Genomic DNA, 17,277 nt, shown 5'->3' on the forward strand with positions numbered 1-17,277 from the left:
TTTTGACTAATCGCTGCTCAATTTACACGCGACGGCGGATTAGACCTAAAAATAATGCGCTTAAACCTAACCAGATTGGGAAAGAACCGCTGGTTGTTGCATGATCTAAGTTCGGCACTTCTTCATTCGGTGGCGTCGAGCCGCCATCATCGACGTCAGCGTCACCGCCATCATTATCACCGGTATCCCCGGCAACTGTAGTCATGGCAACCACAACTGGATCGTGGTCTGAACTACGATAAGGGTCTTCGTTATAGTAATTCACTATATTGACTTCACTTTTGTATTCAGTGTTGTAGTTGAAGACCTTCGGCTCGTCTGAATTGATGTTCCAATTTACTGTCCCTACGACTTTCTCAGCCAAACTAGCTGACCCAAAAGCATGGTCAAGAGAGCCCGACAAACCTTGATAAACATAAGTGTGATTTTCCGCACCTAATTCCACCATTTGCAGGTCAGTATAGCCGGCATCGACCAGCACTTGGATTGGATCTTCCATACCATAAGAATTGAAGTCACCCACCAGAATTACGTCATCAACTGCCCGTCCTGTCGGGTCGTTTTCGATCCACTCAAGCATTTGTTCAGCGGCCTGGACGCGTGTTGCATTCCAGCATCCTTGTCCGTCACCACTATCTTTATCACCTTCTGCAGCGCTGTTGCTACAACCGCCTTTTGAACGAAAATGATTTACCACAACAGTAACTTCATCTTCGTTGACTAAGTCATGGAAGGTCTGTGCGATAGGTGGACGGTTACCAAAATCAAACGGTGCATCTGTAGTAAATACCGCAGTGCCAGTTTCAGCAACCCGGTCAGTGCGATAAATTAATGCATTGGTAATCGCATCGCCACCGATATATTCGGCCTCACCAAAAGTCACAACTGCCCACTCTGCATCACTTTGTGCATTGACTTCAGCAACCAGTTGCGCAATTGCACTGGTCTCAGCAAAACCATCGTTTTCAATCTCGTTAAGGCCGATGATATCTGCATTCATAGCGGTAATTGCGGCAACTAATTTCGCCAGTTGACGGTCATATTCAGCTACACTGTCAGCACCACGTTCAGTTGGGAAGCCCGCCCCTGCACCATCACCGTTAAAGAAGTTTTTAACGTTAAACGACGCAATCTGCAAATCTCCTTCTGCAGCAAGTTTTGGAGATGCCGTGCGAGGATTTGTATCAATGTATTGCAAGTCAGTGGTAGGTAATAAGCGGTACTCACTGAACGAGTAGTTGATAACACCTGTTGGATTAGTGATTTCAGTTCCCAAACGAAGTGAGTTCACCGCACTCAATCCACCTGCAGGGAATGGCACATCTTCTGCGTTAGTAACGCCTCGCGCGTCGTCAATCAAAAATGCATTCAAACGCACGTTAACATCGTTATTTTCTACCGGTGCAGCAACTTGAGTTGGTGTGAATAAACGTTCACGCGCCACCCAGAACTCGCCATACTGACCAAGGGTGTCAGTATCAGTGACCACTACAGGATGTTCGAGGGTGACTAACATCCCTTCAATCGCCTCAAATGCGTTCAATGAGTCAACAGGAACGCTAAAATTAGCAGGGGTAACGCTTTCACCCGACGAACACACGGTGATTGCAGTAACACCACTTAACTGCGTTGAGTCATAATATTCACCGACTGCGCCAGCGATACGAACTTTGTCGCCAGCATTAACAGCGGTATCTTGATGATAAACAAAGATGCCTTCAGAAGTCGCTGGGTCCGCATCCTGATCCGCATCCTCTTCCTGAATGAAGAAGCCATTTAAAGGTCGGTTACCCTCTAGATAAACGGCAGTTACGACCGCTTCAACAACCACTTCAGATTCAAATAATGGACTTGATAAACCACTGCCTTGCACTTCCGAAATTAGCGTCGCAGTGTCGCCACAGGCACCGAACTCAGGCGCAGGTTCAGGCTCTGGTTCAGGTTGTGCTGTACCGTGACCAAGGTGTTGACCTAAATTACTGATATCATCGATTTCGAAAGCGTTAAACTCATCACCCGGTGCATAGGCATCGCTGGGATCTGTATCACCTGAGGTGATGGTGTCTTTGCGCCGAATGGTTTGGTTCTGCATAGAAACACCATCGGACGCCCAGATTTCATCAACGCCAACCTGACCCATGGAATCAACCACAGCATTACCGTTCTTTAAAACTAAGGCATCGTTGCCGTTGTAATAAAGATTACCGGTTTTGTCTGCGATGGCTTGAATTTCCGCGCTTGCGGAAGGGTGAGCGATCACATAAATCCCATTTGCGGGCAAAGTACCAGCCAGTGGTACAGTATTTCCTGCTTCAGTATTGCCGTTCGAGTAGATTTCAAAAACATAGGTACTTAGGTCGATCTCGGTCGAGCCGGCATTGTAAAATTCTATAGCCTTGTTGTTGCTGCTGCCTTCAATGTGCTCAGAAATAATAATATCTGCAGATGCCGCACCACTAACCAGTAGTGCCGAAACTGCAAGTGCTAAGTTATGACGTTTCATAGTCCTTTCTCTTATTGTTGTGTAATCCACTTAGTTTGCGCGAATCACTATAGCGTAATTTAATAACAATTTAATGACTTTTTGTTACAAGAGAATGACATCATGAGTGAAGTTTATTCCATCGAATTTAAACGCATTACGTAAGAGCTAACATGCAGATGAATTAAGCTACCGTATTTTTGCGTAATGTTACTTGCAGGAACTTGAAGGTAATTACGAAGCTCTCACTCGCGCCAAGAGGCTCAGGTTCATCGGTAATGATGCGCCCAAAGTCGCCAAAATCCATCTCAAATTTGTAGTTGTCAAGCAACTCAAGTTTTACTCCAAAGGTCGGATTTTCCATGTGCTTCCCTTATTTTTTTGCCATAATAGCGGCCTCAAAGCTTTTGAATCCGTACGCGCCAGGAGAATGATTCCATGAAGAATCCGCTGTATATTCCCTATGCAGGTCCGAATCTGTTAGAGACACCACTATTAAACAAAGGTAGTGCGTTTACCCGTGAAGAACGCGCAAAATTTAATTTAACAGGCTTATTACCACCGCGCTACGAGTCCATCGAAGAACAAGTGCAACGTTGTTATATGCAGTACTCAAGCTTTGATACGGCGTTAAACAAGCACATCTACTTGCGTGCCATTCAAGATAATAACGAAACACTTTTCTATCGCCTGCTGCAAGATAACCTTGAAGAAATGATGCCAATTATCTACACCCCGACTGTAGGTGATGCGTGCGAGCAGTTTTCCGATATTTACCGTAGCTCGCGAGGCTTGTTTATTGCGCACGAAGAGCGTGACCAAATTGACGATATTTTACGTAACGCAACTAAGCGCAAGGTCAAAGTTATTGTGGTGACCGATGGCGAACGGATCCTTGGGCTTGGCGACCAAGGTATTGGTGGTATGGGAATTCCCATTGGCAAGTTAAGTCTTTACACGGCTTGTGGCGGCATCAGCCCAGCTTACACCTTGCCCGTCTGTTTAGATGTTGGCACTAATAACGAAAAATTGTTGAACGACCCGATGTACATGGGCGCACGCCACAAGCGCATCGATCAGGAGAATTACGACGCATTTATCCAAGAGTTTATGCACGCGGTACGTCGCCGTTGGCCAGAAGCAATGATTCAGTTTGAGGATTTTGCACAACCCAATGCGATGCCCATTTTGCAACGTTATCGCGATGATTTTTGCTGTTTCAACGACGACATACAAGGCACCGCAGCGGTTACGGTAGGTACCTTGCTCGCCGCCTGCAAAGCGAAAGGTGTACAGCTTAAACATCAACGGGTCGCTTTTGTTGGTGCCGGTTCAGCGGGTTGTGGTATCGCCGAGCAGGTGATTGCGCAAATGGTTGCCGAGGGGCTCACCGACAATCAAGCTCGCCAGCAGGTTTATATGGTCGATCGCTTCGGGCTACTTACTCAGGGTATGGAAGACTTACGTGACTTTCAGCAAGCCCTGGTGCAACAGCGGGAACAGCTGAACACCTGGCAGCATAGTGGTGATTATCCATCCTTATTAGATGTCATGCATTGTGCCAAACCAACCATTCTCATCGGCGTTTCCGGACAGCCGGGACTGTTTACTGAACAAGTCATTCGGGCCATGCATCAATACACTGAGCAGCCGATTATTTTCCCACTGTCCAATCCGTCACGGCAAATCGAAGCGCATCCAGCTCATGTTATTGAATGGACCAACGGCGATGCCATCGTAGCAACCGGAAGCCCCTACGAACCAATTAAATTTAACGGTAAGCTTTACCCGATAGCGCAATGCAACAACAGCTATATATTTCCCGGTATAGGTTTAGGTGTGCTGGCAGTTAAAGCCCGGATCATCTCCGATGCAATGTTGATGGCCGCGAGTAATACTCTTGCTGAAGCCTCACCTCGGGCCTTGGATAAAACCAAGCAACTTTTACCGCCATTGACCCAAATTGCTGAACTCAGTAAAAACATTGCTTTTGCGGTGGGCAAAGTTGCACAGGCCGAAGGCCATGCGTTGGAAATAAGTGATGAAGTTTTGCGACAACGTATTGATTCGCATTTTTGGGAGCCCGAATACCGACATTATAAACGGGTCAGTATTTAACATTCCTTAACTGGCAAAATCAGCTGATTCCTTGTATGTTCAAAGGCATACTCATAAAGGAATCAGCGTAATGCGACGTCGCCGGTGTTTATGCCAACCATTGAGTTTACTTACCGTCACACTTTTAAGTTTGACGCTCAGTGGCCTGGTGGGCGCGCAGCAAACAGAAACTGAGGACGCCGACAAAGAAACGGAACTCGTCGACGACATTCGCTCCGGCCTACGCACCGGAGTAAGTGCTACCGCAGCTTGGCTCGATTCATTTTTTACCGAAAACATTAACCGTTCCGACTACGAGAATGCCTACGGTAGCCTTACCCTGAAGCCCGAATGGGATGAGTACGATGGTCTCCAAATCGATTCAAGCTTTCGCGCTAAAGTTATATTGCCCCATGCCGAACGAAAGATTTCAGCGATAATTGGGCGCGGCGATTTTGACGATTTCATCAACGATCAGCAGACCACTCGACCAACAGTTATTCGTCGCGATGAAGCCGACGAGGAGTGGATGATCGGTTTAGGTTTCGATCCGCTGGTGCATGCAAACCATAATGTATCCTTTGGCGCCGGATTTCGTGGCGGGATCAACTTAGACCCATATGTTCGCGCACGTTACCGTTACGAAGGGATTATCAATGAACGTAGTGAAATAAGCCTACAAACCGTTGGTTTTTGGCGGGATACTGACGGTTTTGGTGTGGCACAGACGATTGAACATGATTTTGCCTTAAGCGACCGTTGGTTTAATAAGTTTTGGCTCCGCAGCACGTTCGCCGAACGAACCGAAGGCGTTCGCTGGCACGCTTCAGAAAAGCTGTATTACATTTATCATCACGAACGTGCGGTCGGTGCGGAGATCTGGTGGTACGGCGAGACTGAACATGTAGTCCCGCTGCAAGATTATGGCTTACGCGCATTACACCGTTCGCGTTTTTTGCGTGATTGGCTCTACCTTGAAGGTTGGGTGGGTATGCATTGGCCGCGCGAAAATCTCAACGAACATCGCCAACCGCGCTGGCTGGTCGGCATTGAACTCGAGCTGCAATTCGGTAACTAGCTACCACCACTGCAGTGCGGCGCCGATACTTCGTAGTCCCAAACCCACCGCAACGAGAACAACAATTGCGGCCAGTGAATTTTGCCGCCAAGAATTTCGATAATTCCCCATCATTTTATGATTACAAGCCCATACCAGAAACAACGCCATGATAGGCAGTAACATGCCGTTGGCTACCTGAGCAAACCAAATCACGTTTACTGGACGAATTCCCAACGAGGCGATGATAACGCCAATTGCAATAATCGCTAGCCACGTTAAACGAAACGGCCAACTGCGCAGATTACCACCATAACCAAATATGCCACTAAGGGCATACGCCGATGCCAGCGGCGCCGTTAACGACGACGATAAGCCTGCGGCAAACAACCCAATAGCCATCAACCAGGTAGCACCATCTCCAGCAAGTGGTCGTAGTGATTCACTTAAATCGGCAGCGCCTTCCAAAGTCACAGCTTGACCGAAAAATGCTGCCGCCGCCGTCGACACAATGGCAATCGAGATTAACCCACCCAACGGGATCGAAACCAATAAATCGCCGCGGGCTTGTGGTAACTGCTCTGGGCTTTTCCATTTTTGTGCCGAACTCGCGGCATGAAGAAAAAGATTGTACGGCACCACAGTTGTTCCAATTAATGCAATAACCGTTAACAATGAACCGGTAGGTAAACTTGGTACTAACAAGCCGTGGAAGAATTCTGACCAATCCGGCTGTGCAATAACAAACGTCGCTATAAAGGCTAGGCTCATCACTAACACTAGCGCGATGAGTACACGCTCCAGTAAACGATAGCTGCCGCTCCAAAGTAGCGCAGCAGCTAAACCGCCAAGAACCAATGGCAGCCAAGTCGCTTGTTCGCCAATTAAGCCCGCCATGCCCAGACTCGCGCCGGTCAGGTTCCCCCCCTGATAGACACTATTGCCGATCACCACGGCTGCAAGGACCAAGCCTATGGCAAACCATCTGAACAACGGGTTTTCGAGTTGCGAGCGAATCGCCTCGCCAAGACCTTGTTGGGTTACAACGCCAAGTCGTGCCGCCATTTCTTGCAAAATCATTGTCGCCAACACTGAAAAAACCAGCGCCCAGAGCAAAGCATAACCGAAATTCGCACCGGCGAGACTTGCGGTAACAACCGTTCCCGGGCCAATAAAAGCTGCCGCAACAAGGGTTGCGGGCCCGAAACTTAGTTGGTTAAGCTTAAATTTCATTTTGCTTCTCTCTGGAATAGGCCTTGAAGATGTGCTAAATCAATACCATGAACACAATTTATCAAGCAAGTATCAATTCCAAATTAGGCCCTGTCGCAATTTACAGTGATGGCGAAGCTATTACCGAAGTTTCCTTCGTGCAATCTTCCGTCGCCGAAACAAACTGGTGCCCAATTTTACGTGCGGCTGCGCAACAGTTGAACGATTACTTTGACGGTCGTTTACGTATTTTTGACCTACCGCTACGTCCGCGCGGCACAGAGTTTCAGGAACAGGTATGGCACTGCTTACAACGAATTCCTTTCGGTAAACTGGCCAGCTATGCTGATGTCGCCAAAGCAATTGATAACCCGAAAGCTGTTCGAGCGGTTGGAATGGCGAATAGTAAAAACCCAATAGGAATTGTAGTGCCCTGTCACCGAGTGATCGGCGCTAACGGTACCTTGACCGGGTACGCCGGAGGCTTAGAAAAAAAAGCTTGGTTGCTCCGCCATGAAGGATGTTGGCCGGTGCGAGCTTAAGTTTGGTAATAGCGATGCATGATCTCGGCTTGCTCAGCAACTTTACTGCGTAACTCGGTAGGTTCCAGTACTTCGAGCTTAGCTCCGTGACTCAAGATCCAAACGATGAGCTCATCGGTTAAGTCCGCATGGGCAGTGAGTAAAACGCCCTCACCAATACTCTTCAGACGCTGGCTTTCATTAAGCGGGTAGGCTTCCAGTTGCTTTTTAATTTCCGATACACAACGCAATTTAACACTGACAGGTTCGGCTAATGCCTTGTCGCCAGTCATCGCGATACGTTGGATTTGTTTAGACGACAAAACAGGCAGTAGCGGAGCATCCGGTAGCAGGCTCCAACCATAAGGTTTACCGCGTTCATCAGTGGTCAACGGGAACACCTCTGAAAGCTCAATCAAATTGCGTTGAATTGTGCGAATACTTACATCAATGCCGTGCTCCGAAAGGCGTTTTCGTAGTGTATTGACGTCAATTTTCTGTGGTTGTCTTGGTACATGACGCAACATTAATAAATAGCGTAGAACCGTTTGCATAACTGAACTCCCTTTCTGATTCAGTATCGCCAAGTTGCAAGGTTATACCCCTCATGCGACACGTTATGTCGCAGCGTGGTATTTTTGTAAAACAATCGCAAACATTTTTTGTCTATGTCGATTTATTAAGCAGGATTAATGTAATTCAAGTACAATCTATTCATTACATACTTTACGGTTCGCCGCAAAACCGTAGTTGAGGAGCTCACTATGAATCGTTTATTAACATTATTGATTGCTGGTGTGGTTATGGCGCTACCACTAAGTGCTGCTGCACAAAACCAAAGTGCGACTCAGGGACAACAGCAAGCTGAGGACGCGAAAGACAAAGCTAAAGACTCAAAAAACACAGCGGAACAGCGTAAAGAAGACCTGCGTGAGAAAATGAAAGCTGAACACGAAGCGATGAAAGCGGAGCGAGAAGCACAACGTGAAGCTTTGAAAACCGATGCTGATCCGAAAAAGAAAGAGACCAAAGACAAAAAGAAAAAAGATAATGGTGACAACGGCGGTAACGGTAATAACCGTTAATCTCTCCAGTCTAGATGATCAGATGTAGTTACTTAAAACGACCACAGCCATGTGGTCGTTTTTTTATGCTATAAATAAAGGCTAAACTACACTAGAGCCAATATAACAATAACAACCTGACGATTATGACAACCGAAAATGCTTCTCTTAGCATTACTACTGCAACTGCCGAACCTACCCATGAAGATCATCGCTGCAAAAATTGCGATAGTGAGCTCTTAGGTGAGTTTTGCCATGTTTGTGGCCAGCAAGATCGCCATTATATTCGTAGTGTCTTCGCAGTTCTCGGTGACTTGATGGGCGAAATTAGCCACTGGGATTCACGCTTCTATCGAACCCTTGTGAGCCTTTTCTCGCGCCCGGGATTTCTTACGCAAGAATTTGTGCGTGGCCGACATGCGTCTTATGTGCCACCGCTTCGACTTTATTTCTTTATCTCACTGATTTCGTTTTTAGTACTCACCTCACTGATCAACTTTGATGACATTCAGGCAACCAATAGCGAACTAACACCAGCGGAACAACAACAACTGGAACAGGCCTTAACCGAAGCTGAGCAACAGCTTAATCGGGAGGATCTCGTTGATCATGTGAAAACACCTAGCGAGATACTAAAAAACGTCACTGTCAGTTTGCCCTTCGCCACCGATGCCCAACAACAACAAATCGAAGAACGCATCATCGAACTTTCGAAAGAGCCAAAGCTATTAATCAAACGCCTGGTATCCCTCGCACCACAAATGATGCTACTGATGCTGCCGTTCTGGGCCCTATTTTTGAAGTTTATCTACGCTTTTTCCGGCCGTTATTATCTTGAACATCTAAGCGCAGCGCTGCACACCCATGCGTTTCTGCTACTAGCCTTAATGTTACTTACCATCCTAAGCAAGGGTTCCGCATGGGCTACGGATTTAACTGGGTTACCGATAATTGAAGATGTCGTGGATTGGGCTGAAAACGTATTGATTGTGTGGATGATTAGCTACATGCTGTTTACCCAAAAATTATTCTATGGTCAAGGCTGGCCGCTCACCATTAGCAAATTTTTGTTGTGTGGCTTAGTTTATTTTGTCTTACTTGCTTTTGCTTTTGTTATCATGCTGTTTATTGGAATTTTGACCGCTTAGAGAGGAAATTTTGGCCGACTGTCGACCGGTAATCGTTATTCCTGCTTACAATCCTGATGCACGCCTTAAGCAACTCGTTGAGACGTTGCTCGAAGATGCAAATGACTATCAGCAAATTGTCGTAATTAATGATGGCAGCGATGAGGTCACTATTTTTACCGATCTTGAGAACCTGGCAAGCGTGACGTTACTCCAGCATGAAACCAATCGAGGTAAAGGTGCTGCGCTAAAAACTGGCTTTAAGTGGGTAAAACAGCATGCTGAATCAAGCATCGGTGTTGTCACCGCGGATGCCGACGGACAACATTTACCCCATGATATTCTTGCTGTTGCAAGAGCTTTTAAAAAAGAGCCGGCAGCACTTTGGTTAGGGTGTCGTGATTTTAAATCTCCTGGTATTCCTTTTCGATCATGGCTGGGGAATACCTTTGCTCGCTTTACCTTTCGTTTAGGCCTAAGAATCAATGTTCAGGACACCCAGACGGGGTTAAGAGGCGTACCTACAGTACTGCTGCCAGAGCTGATAGAAACTTCCAGCAATCGTTATGAATTTGAGCTCGATATGCTCATTCTAGCTAAGCGTAATGACTTGCAGTTTCGCTGCTTGAATATCACTACTGTCTATGAAAAAGGCAACAAGAGTAGCCACTTCAAACCACTACAAGACTCCCTAAGAATTTATAGTAAGTTTCTCAAGTTTTCCGGCGTCGGTATTGCCTCAGCACTCATCGATTACGGCTTGTTCGCACTGATTTATGGTTTTACCGGCGAAATCCTTGCCGCTATCGCTGCTGCGCGACTTTGTTCGGGCATCTTTAACTTTAGTATGAATCGACAATGGGTGTTTGGTCGTGGAGGCTCGCTGTTTCGTGATGCAACTCATTACTCACTGCTTGCGGCAACACTGGTCGCTATTAATTACGTTCTGACTAAAGGGCTGTTACTGCTCGGCGTATCTCCTTTCATTGGTAAACCCGCTGCTGAGATTATCGTTTTCCTACTTAGCTACCGGCTGCAGAAAAAACTGGTATTCCGCAATAAGACACCTGCATAGCCTGAATTTTATTGCGATTTAAATGCATATTTACTATGCATGTTTAAATTAAATTCAATCTAAACAACTTTTTTTGCATGACAAACTAAGTACTGTTAATCTCGCAATTACAAGAGTCTCAGGTTAGACTCCTCACCCTATCTTGACTATACAACCCTTCAAAACCCTTATAAACAGCGCATTCTTTATACAACTTTCAACATTCACGCTCTTTACTCTGCTGTAAAAACTTCTATGGTGGTAGTTGTATAAACAAGTTAATCGCGTAAACTCGAAATCAAATCCATAAACTACAACAATGACAATTTATTCAGGGTGACACAATGCAAAAATTACTGTTCTCTGCCGTCGCAATAGGCGTATCGGCCACCTTCTTCAACTCTCCTACTGTGTTTGCACAGAGCAACGAGCGTAACGCCCAAGCAGATGCCGAGCGCATCACCGTAACCGGCTCTAGATTAAAACGCGCCGAAGCTGCAAGCGCTTCACCCATTCAGGTTTTTGATGCTGAGGATATTGAAGTTTCAGGTATGACCTCAGTTGAAATGATTCTACAAAAGATGTCTGCGTCAGCAGGTTCTGCGGGTAGTCAGAGCAATGCCTACTGGACTGGCAATGGCTATGGAACTGCGCAGGTCAACCTCCGCGGTTTAGGTATTAACCGAACTCTGGTATTGCTCAATGGCCGCCGCATCGTAAATGGTGGCACCGGCGCCAACAGTTCTGTTGACCTCAATATGATCCCGGTTGAAATGATTCAACGCATCGAAGTTTTAAAAGATGGCGCCTCAGCGATCTATGGTGCCGATGCTGTCGCTGGTGTAGTCAACATCATCACGCGTAAAAGCTACGACGGGTTCACCATCGAAGCCCGGGTCGGTGCTACGGACGACGGCGAAGGCCAGGATCGTAATCTGAACATGATATTCGGTACCAGTGGCGATAAAGGCCGGATCATGGCCACGCTGGGTTACCGTTCTTCGGATGAGCTGAATATGGCTGACCAAGCCGGTTGCGCCTTAGCGGAAATGACTCCAGGTCAACTTGACTGTTTTGGCAGCTCAAGCACCATCGGCGGACGTGCGACAATACTTACCGGTCCAAACGCCGGTGAACGCATTAACTTCAATCAAGATCCTAATGGTGATGGCGACTCTTACGAAACTTACAGTAGCGCAAAGCATAACTTTGCCTTCTTCCCGTATTTGAACGCGGTTAATCCTATCACCAACTGGAATATGTCGGTATTTGGCGACTACCAACTAAGCGCTGATACAACTGTATTTACCGAGGTGTTGTACAACAACCGTACGTCTGAGCAGTTGGCTACACCAGGTACTCTGCGTGGTATTGAATTTGGTCCCAATCATCCAACCAACCCGACCGGTGAGACCATTCGTCTTGACGGACGTCGTTTATTGGAAGGCGGCCCGCGCATCTTCTTCCAAGATGTAAATACTTTCCGCACCGTAGTTGGCGCGAACGGTATCATCGGTTCCGGCTGGAACTGGGAAGTTGCTTACAATTATGGTCGTAATACTGCCATCGACGGCATGACCAATATTGTTAACACCCAACGCCTCGACCAAGGTCTTGATCCGAATACCTGTGGTGCTAACGGCATTCCATGTATTGATCTGCTTGGCTACGGCGACTTGTCACAAGCAGCACTCGATCACATCATGTTTCGCACCACCGATAATGGCGGCAACGAGCAGCGTTCACTTACGGCAAACATTACCGGGGACTTGTTTGACCTCCCTGCAGGCTGGGTCCCGGTAGCGTTTGGTGTAGAGCATCGGAAAGAAAAAGGCTGGCGTAATCCTGACTCGTCAATTGTTGCGGGTATCATGAATACCAACCAAGCCGAGCCAATTGAAGGTAGCTACACAGTCAACGAAGTCTATGCTGAAACTTCAGTACCATTGCTTGCTGATAAAGCTTACGCAAAATCACTGAGTCTTGACTTGGCTTATCGTTACAGCGACTACGATACCTTCGGCGGCGATGGTAACTATAAAGCCAGCTTACACTGGCAGGTTTCCGATGCCTTAAAACTGCGCGCGACTCAGTCTACTGCGTTCCGTATCCCTAACATTCCAGAACTCTTTGGTGGTGTTGCGGAAGGTAATTTGACCACCACAGATCCATGTGATGGTTGGGATCAAGCTGGCGCAGATCCAACGGTCGCGGCTAACTGCCAGGCTGATGGCGTACCTGCTGGCTATACCCAGTTTGGCGCGACAGTATTAACCACCGTCGGTGGTAATCCGAACCTTAAACCAGAAGATGCCGAAACCTTTACTGCTGGTGTGGTGTGGGATGTTAACTTTGTCGAGAATCTGCAACTTACCGTCGATTACTACAACATTGATATCGAAAATGCGATCCAAACTATCCCTGGTTCAACTAAGTTGTCAGTGTGCTACAACTCAGACAATCTTTCGCATCCATTCTGTAACCCAGAACACTTCACTCGCGATTCGCTAACAGGTGACATTAACTACCTGTCAGCACAACCTACCAATGCCGCAACTGAAAATGTTTCAGGTATTGATGCAGCCTTGTTCTATAAAACCGAGATTGCCGGTTGGGCGAGCGACTTTAGCTGGAATGTTAGCTACTTAGACGAATACACGTTCGCACCATTCGTAGGTGCTGCGGAAATCGAATATGCTGGCTATATTACTGGCGGACGCGGTAGCTATACTCATTGGCGCTCAAATGCCAATGCAACCTTTGCCCGTGACGACTGGCGTGTTCATTACAACGTTCAATACATTGGCGGCGCCGATGATATTAACGCTTCACCAAGCGACATTGGCGACCACGCGCCAAGCGTGTTCTACCATAACGTGCAAGGCACCTACTTTGTGAACACTAACCTCAGTGTCACTGGTGGGGTAAATAATTTGCTCGATAAAGAACCGCCGTTTATCCAGAGCTGGACTGATGCCAATACTGACACCATGACTTACAACTTGTTAGGTCGTCAGCTTTACCTGAAGGTTCGGTATAGTTTCTGATAGTCTGTACATTGCTGCCGCTCGCGCGCCGAGCGGCAGCTTTTTGTTTAACTTATTTTGAGGTATGACATGGCGCAACATCAGCGTTCCAGTCAATGGCGAGTGTGGCATCGCTGGCTGTCGTTAATTTTCGGCGTTCAAATGGTGATTTGGACCATTAGCGGCGCTTATATGGTGTTTTTTCAACTCGACTTTATTCACGGCGACCATTTGGTCCAAGACACTTCTGCCGCAGTTCCAGCAGATACCCAGGTAGCTCCGTTAGAGCAGCTGCTTGAACGTTATCCTCACACCCAGACGGTAGCACTCGAAACACGGTGGCTAAACAGTCAACTAACTGCAGTTTATGAGCTTGATGGTCATCAGGGACAAGCTATTGTCAATGCTGAAACCCTGGCACCGATCGCGCTCCAGGAAGAGCATATACGCGAGCTCGCCAATCGTTATTACGCACTTGAAGCTCCCACGATTGATTCGGTGGTTTACTTGACCGAGAACCCGCCGACCGAACTTAATCCTGCGTTGCTACCCATCTGGCAAGTCAATTACGATGACTTTGGCAATACCAGTCTTTATTTATCTGAATCTACCGGCGAAATGCTGGTCAAGCGCCATACCTTTTGGCGTGGGTTCGACATTATGTGGATGACCCACATAATGGACTATAGCGACCGTGTTGATATCGAAACCTGGTGGTTAAAGGTCTTTATTATTGGCACCTTTATTTTAATGATTACCGGTGCAGTTTTACTGGTGTACACCATTAGTTTCAAAAAGAAAAAGCCCGGAGGTGCCCAATGATGCGCTTTATGCAATGGCTTCACCGTTGGGTTAGCCTCATTTTGATTGTGCAAGTACTGTTGTGGTTATCCAGTGGTTTGTTTTTTGCCTTTACTGGTCACCATGGTATGTCCGGACACCAGTATATGGAGCATCAACACCCTCCGATGCTGGTTGATACCGCACCAAAGGTTGGTATTGAAACACTGCACCGTCAGTACCCGGAGGCGACATCAATTCAGCTTTCAAGTGTCATGGGTGTGGGACAATACGTCGTCACGCTGGCCGATAACACGCTTTATATTAACGCCAATACCGGCACCGCATGGGAAACTGATTCTGATTTAGCACAGCAAATTGCCCTCAGTACCTATACTGGCCCTGGTAAAGTTGAGCAAGTTACGGCAGTTGACGGCAGCGAAGAAGTTCTGGGTTGGAACACTGCAGGCTTCCGCATCGATGTGGTCGACGATCTGAACACTCGCATTTATGTTGATGCTGCGTCGGGACAGGTTGTTGAACACCGTAATACGCCTTGGACAATTGCCGACTGGGCATTTCGTCTGCACTTTATGGATTACAGTGGCGAGCGCAGTTTCAACCATTTGCTGATCTGGAGTGCTGGACTCTTCGCTTTATGGTTCTCATTATCAGGTCTGATTTTATTGGGCCGTAATGTGGCACAAGGTGATTTTAATCCGCGTCGCAAAGCCACCATGCTTGAGCATTTGCAAAGCACCGGTCAGCCAGTTGCCAGCAGTTGTGGTGGTGGTGGCACTTGTGGGCTCTGTAAGGTCACCTTGCATGGCGAGCAGTTACCGCAGCCGACTGCAGCAGAAAAAGCCATGCTGAGTCCGGCAGAACTCAATGCTGGGTTACGCTTATCCTGTCAGCATCGCGTCAATGACAAAGTTGAAATTGAGCTGTCTAACGAGAATGTTGCTACGGCTGTACTGCAGTTGGCCAGTAAACGCCAACTAACACCGTCCATCGTTGAGCTAACATTCTCCAGCGAGCAAAGCATCGACTACGCGGCAGGGCAATTCTTACAATTCCTGATACCGCATCAAGAAGAGGTTCTTACTCGCCACTATTCGGTAGCTACTCAAGCTGATCCAAATAAGCTGGTGTTTACGGTGCGACAAATGCCATCGCCAAGTGAAGATGTTCCGCCCGGCGTAGGCTCGACTTACTTGTGTAATCTCAAGCTCGGCGATCGCATTGAAGCAATTGGTCCGTTCGGTGATTTTGTGTTGACTGAGGCTTCGTCTCGTACGCAACTCTTTATCGGTGGTGGCGCAGGAATCGCACCGCTACGTGCATTGCTACAAACGGAACAAAATTCGGAACAACCAAGACCTTGCGTGTTCTTCTATGGCGCACGCTATGTTAGCGAGCTGTGCTACCGTGATGAGTTCGAGCAACATGCAGGAATCGTCTATACGCCGGTTCTTTCAGAACCTGAAACAGGCGAAGCAGAAACCTGGCAAGGAGCTACTGGCTTCGTTCACGAAACCGTTGCTCAGTGGTTGGCATCGCAAGATGTTACATCCATTGATGTGTATGTCTGTGGTCCGCCACCAATGCTAAAAGCCACCATGAAAATGTTGGCTGATGCCAAGGTACCGCGCGATCGCATTCGTTTTGACGATTTTGGTATCTAAGCTGTCGCTTTAAGGTTAACTCAAGCGCTTACTGCACTTCGCAGTAAGCGCTTTTTTTATCACCCACCAAAGTTCCGTTGCTTAGGTACTTCTAGTTTATCGCTCTCAAAGTTTTGTAAAGCGCGGCGCAACTCTTCCTGGAATTTGTCGCGGAAATCGGTTGGAGCAACAACTTTAAGGTACGCCGCTCGCGCCATAAGCCACTGAATCAGGTTCAATGTGTAAGGGACTTCTACTCTTAATAACCGGCAATTGGGTTGGTCAGGGATCGTCAGCAGTTCTTGCTTCTCCCCTAATGGCGCGTCTTCTATTTCACGCCGCACCGAGTTGAAAACAATAGCCTCTAGTAGAAAGGGCTCGCCGTAACGAAACGCTAAAGCTCCACTCGCCGCATAGTCATCTAAATCGAAATTTTTCACCCGCGCCGGTTCGGTGATGATCTCCCGCACTTCACTTATACGTGAAAAGGGTAACTGCCGAACTCTATCATCGCTGTGGTCACGAATGATCAAGTAAGCCACTGCACCACGATAGAATACCGCTAATGCAGTGGCTCGGACGACCTGCTCGGGGTCGCCTTGATGCGGATGATAATGCAGCCGCACCGCAACTTGCTTCAGCGCAACTTCCAGTAAGCGTTGCGCTTGTGCAGGATCGATATCAGGTCCAATTAGACGATGTGACGCGGCGCTGACCCTTACCCGTTTGAGCCATAGGGATGCCGTACTGCTGCGCGCTGCAAGTTGATCTCGCGCTCGTTCAAACAAGTTGGTGACAGGTGCGAACACCGCCACTGGACCAAGTTCCTGAAGTTGCTGTTGGGCTATGACGAGCGCCAAAGCAACAGGATCTTCCAGCTCGAGCAAACGTTCAAACTCTTCTTGCGCCAGGTCCCAGACATCAGGACTATTAAGTGCAGATCGCTCTTTGCGATATAAACCAAAGTAGCCTTCAAGATCTTCTAAATTGCGTTGAATGGAGCGCCGTGACACCGCTGGCAACTGTTTATCTGTTAAATAATCAAGCAAGTCTGCAACCGTTCTTGGCCGCTCGTAAAGCGCCAACAGCATGTAAATACAGCGAATCGTAAGTGTTGCACCTGCAGTGGTTTGTCCTTCCATTACGCTATTCCATGTATACTAGTGGTGACTTCGATGCTACTGACGAATGGC

14 protein-coding genes are annotated in these 17,277 nt (G+C 47.5%); 9 read left to right on the plus strand and 5 right to left on the minus strand.

The window, feature by feature from the left end; genetic code table 11:
• Positions 1-22: 22 nt before the first annotated feature.
• Together ACQ5ES_RS08820 and ACQ5ES_RS08825 are read right to left on the minus strand one after the other, a co-directional pair.
• Positions 23-2,503 (minus strand): ExeM/NucH family extracellular endonuclease, encoded by a 2,481-nt coding sequence (locus ACQ5ES_RS08820; RefSeq protein ID WP_445015946.1) that lies wholly within the window; start codon positions 2,501-2,503, stop codon positions 23-25.
• A gap of 163 nt (positions 2,504-2,666) precedes the next feature.
• Positions 2,667-2,846, minus strand: coding sequence for a hypothetical protein (locus ACQ5ES_RS08825; RefSeq protein WP_445015948.1), 180 nt, complete (start codon positions 2,844-2,846; stop codon positions 2,667-2,669).
• 74 nt (positions 2,847-2,920) lie between these two features.
• Between ACQ5ES_RS08825 and ACQ5ES_RS08830 the strand changes: the two genes are divergently transcribed.
• Both ACQ5ES_RS08830 and ACQ5ES_RS08835 read left to right on the plus strand, forming a co-directional pair.
• Positions 2,921-4,600 (plus strand): NAD-dependent malic enzyme, encoded by a 1,680-nt coding sequence (locus tag ACQ5ES_RS08830; protein ID WP_445015950.1) that lies wholly within the window; start codon positions 2,921-2,923, stop codon positions 4,598-4,600.
• Between the two features lie 70 nt (positions 4,601-4,670).
• Complete coding sequence (locus tag ACQ5ES_RS08835) at positions 4,671-5,657, plus strand: hypothetical protein (protein ID WP_445015952.1); 987 nt, start codon at positions 4,671-4,673, stop codon at positions 5,655-5,657.
• Here ACQ5ES_RS08835 and ACQ5ES_RS08840 read toward each other — a convergent pair whose 3' ends face one another.
• A complete protein-coding gene (locus ACQ5ES_RS08840) occupies positions 5,658-6,869 on the minus strand; it encodes an Nramp family divalent metal transporter (RefSeq protein WP_445015954.1) in 1,212 nt (403 codons plus the stop codon).
• A 47-nt stretch (positions 6,870-6,916) separates the two neighbouring features.
• Here ACQ5ES_RS08840 and ACQ5ES_RS08845 point away from each other — a divergent pair, with 47 nt between their 5' ends.
• Positions 6,917-7,390 carry a methylated-DNA--[protein]-cysteine S-methyltransferase gene (locus tag ACQ5ES_RS08845; RefSeq protein WP_445015956.1) on the plus strand — a complete coding sequence of 158 codons (474 nt, stop codon included), beginning with the start codon at positions 6,917-6,919 and terminating at the stop codon, positions 7,388-7,390.
• Here ACQ5ES_RS08845 and ACQ5ES_RS08850 read toward each other — a convergent pair.
• A complete protein-coding gene (locus tag ACQ5ES_RS08850) occupies positions 7,387-7,923 on the minus strand; it encodes a WYL domain-containing protein (protein WP_445015958.1) in 537 nt (178 codons plus the stop codon). The two genes, ACQ5ES_RS08845 and ACQ5ES_RS08850, sit on opposite strands and share 4 nt — an antisense overlap.
• Positions 7,924-8,133: 210 nt before the next feature.
• Between ACQ5ES_RS08850 and ACQ5ES_RS08855 the strand changes: the two genes are divergently transcribed.
• The 6 genes from ACQ5ES_RS08855 to ACQ5ES_RS08880 all read left to right on the plus strand — a co-directional run bounded on the left by ACQ5ES_RS08855 (position 8,134) and on the right by ACQ5ES_RS08880 (position 16,105).
• Positions 8,134-8,454: a hypothetical protein gene (locus ACQ5ES_RS08855; RefSeq protein WP_445015960.1), complete on the plus strand. Its 321-nt coding sequence runs from the start codon at positions 8,134-8,136 to the stop codon at positions 8,452-8,454.
• A gap of 125 nt (positions 8,455-8,579) precedes the next feature.
• The gene (locus ACQ5ES_RS08860) at positions 8,580-9,581 is read left to right on the plus strand and encodes a DUF3667 domain-containing protein (RefSeq protein WP_445015962.1); all 1,002 of its coding nucleotides are present in this window, start codon (positions 8,580-8,582) and stop codon (positions 9,579-9,581) included.
• Between the two features lie 10 nt (positions 9,582-9,591).
• Positions 9,592-10,635, plus strand: a complete 1,044-nt coding sequence (locus ACQ5ES_RS08865) for a glycosyltransferase (RefSeq protein ID WP_445015964.1) — start codon at positions 9,592-9,594, stop codon at positions 10,633-10,635.
• Positions 10,636-10,958: 323 nt separating this feature from the next.
• The gene (locus ACQ5ES_RS08870; protein ID WP_445015966.1) at positions 10,959-13,661 is read left to right on the plus strand and encodes a TonB-dependent receptor; all 2,703 of its coding nucleotides are present in this window, start codon (positions 10,959-10,961) and stop codon (positions 13,659-13,661) included.
• 69 nt (positions 13,662-13,730) lie between these two features.
• Positions 13,731-14,462: a PepSY-associated transmembrane domain-containing protein gene (locus ACQ5ES_RS08875; RefSeq protein WP_445015968.1), complete on the plus strand. Its 732-nt coding sequence runs from the start codon at positions 13,731-13,733 to the stop codon at positions 14,460-14,462.
• Positions 14,459-16,105: an FAD-binding oxidoreductase gene (locus ACQ5ES_RS08880; protein ID WP_445015970.1), complete on the plus strand. Its 1,647-nt coding sequence runs from the start codon at positions 14,459-14,461 to the stop codon at positions 16,103-16,105. Before ACQ5ES_RS08875 ends, ACQ5ES_RS08880 begins: the two co-directional genes overlap by 4 nt.
• A gap of 59 nt (positions 16,106-16,164) precedes the next feature.
• Here the strand turns inward: ACQ5ES_RS08880 and ACQ5ES_RS08885 are convergent, their stop codons facing one another.
• Positions 16,165-17,226, minus strand: a complete 1,062-nt coding sequence (locus tag ACQ5ES_RS08885) for a helix-turn-helix transcriptional regulator (protein WP_445015972.1) — start codon at positions 17,224-17,226, stop codon at positions 16,165-16,167.
• Between the last annotated feature and the right edge of the window lie 51 nt (positions 17,227-17,277).

The organism is Pseudidiomarina xizangensis (genome assembly GCF_052541995.1).

Excerpts from the sequence above, each read along its gene's own strand:
- ACQ5ES_RS08840 (WP_445015954.1), bottom strand. The coding sequence starts at position 6,869 with ATGAAATTTAAGCTTAACCAACTAAGTTTCGGGCCCGCAACCCTTGTT.
- ACQ5ES_RS08835 (WP_445015952.1), top strand. The coding sequence starts at position 4,671 with ATGCGACGTCGCCGGTGTTTATGCCAACCATTGAGTTTACTTACCGTC.
- ACQ5ES_RS08830 (WP_445015950.1), top strand. The coding sequence starts at position 2,921 with ATGAAGAATCCGCTGTATATTCCCTATGCAGGTCCGAATCTGTTAGAG.
- ACQ5ES_RS08870 (WP_445015966.1), top strand. The coding sequence starts at position 10,959 with ATGCAAAAATTACTGTTCTCTGCCGTCGCAATAGGCGTATCGGCCACC.
- ACQ5ES_RS08850 (WP_445015958.1), bottom strand. The coding sequence starts at position 7,923 with ATGCAAACGGTTCTACGCTATTTATTAATGTTGCGTCATGTACCAAGA.
- ACQ5ES_RS08855 (WP_445015960.1), top strand. The coding sequence starts at position 8,134 with ATGAATCGTTTATTAACATTATTGATTGCTGGTGTGGTTATGGCGCTA.
- ACQ5ES_RS08845 (WP_445015956.1), top strand. The coding sequence starts at position 6,917 with ATGAACACAATTTATCAAGCAAGTATCAATTCCAAATTAGGCCCTGTC.
- ACQ5ES_RS08820 (WP_445015946.1), bottom strand. The coding sequence starts at position 2,503 with ATGAAACGTCATAACTTAGCACTTGCAGTTTCGGCACTACTGGTTAGT.
- ACQ5ES_RS08885 (WP_445015972.1), bottom strand. The coding sequence starts at position 17,226 with ATGGAAGGACAAACCACTGCAGGTGCAACACTTACGATTCGCTGTATT.
- ACQ5ES_RS08880 (WP_445015970.1), top strand. The coding sequence starts at position 14,459 with ATGATGCGCTTTATGCAATGGCTTCACCGTTGGGTTAGCCTCATTTTG.
- ACQ5ES_RS08860 (WP_445015962.1), top strand. The coding sequence starts at position 8,580 with ATGACAACCGAAAATGCTTCTCTTAGCATTACTACTGCAACTGCCGAA.
- ACQ5ES_RS08825 (WP_445015948.1), bottom strand. The coding sequence starts at position 2,846 with ATGGAAAATCCGACCTTTGGAGTAAAACTTGAGTTGCTTGACAACTAC.
- ACQ5ES_RS08875 (WP_445015968.1), top strand. The coding sequence starts at position 13,731 with ATGGCGCAACATCAGCGTTCCAGTCAATGGCGAGTGTGGCATCGCTGG.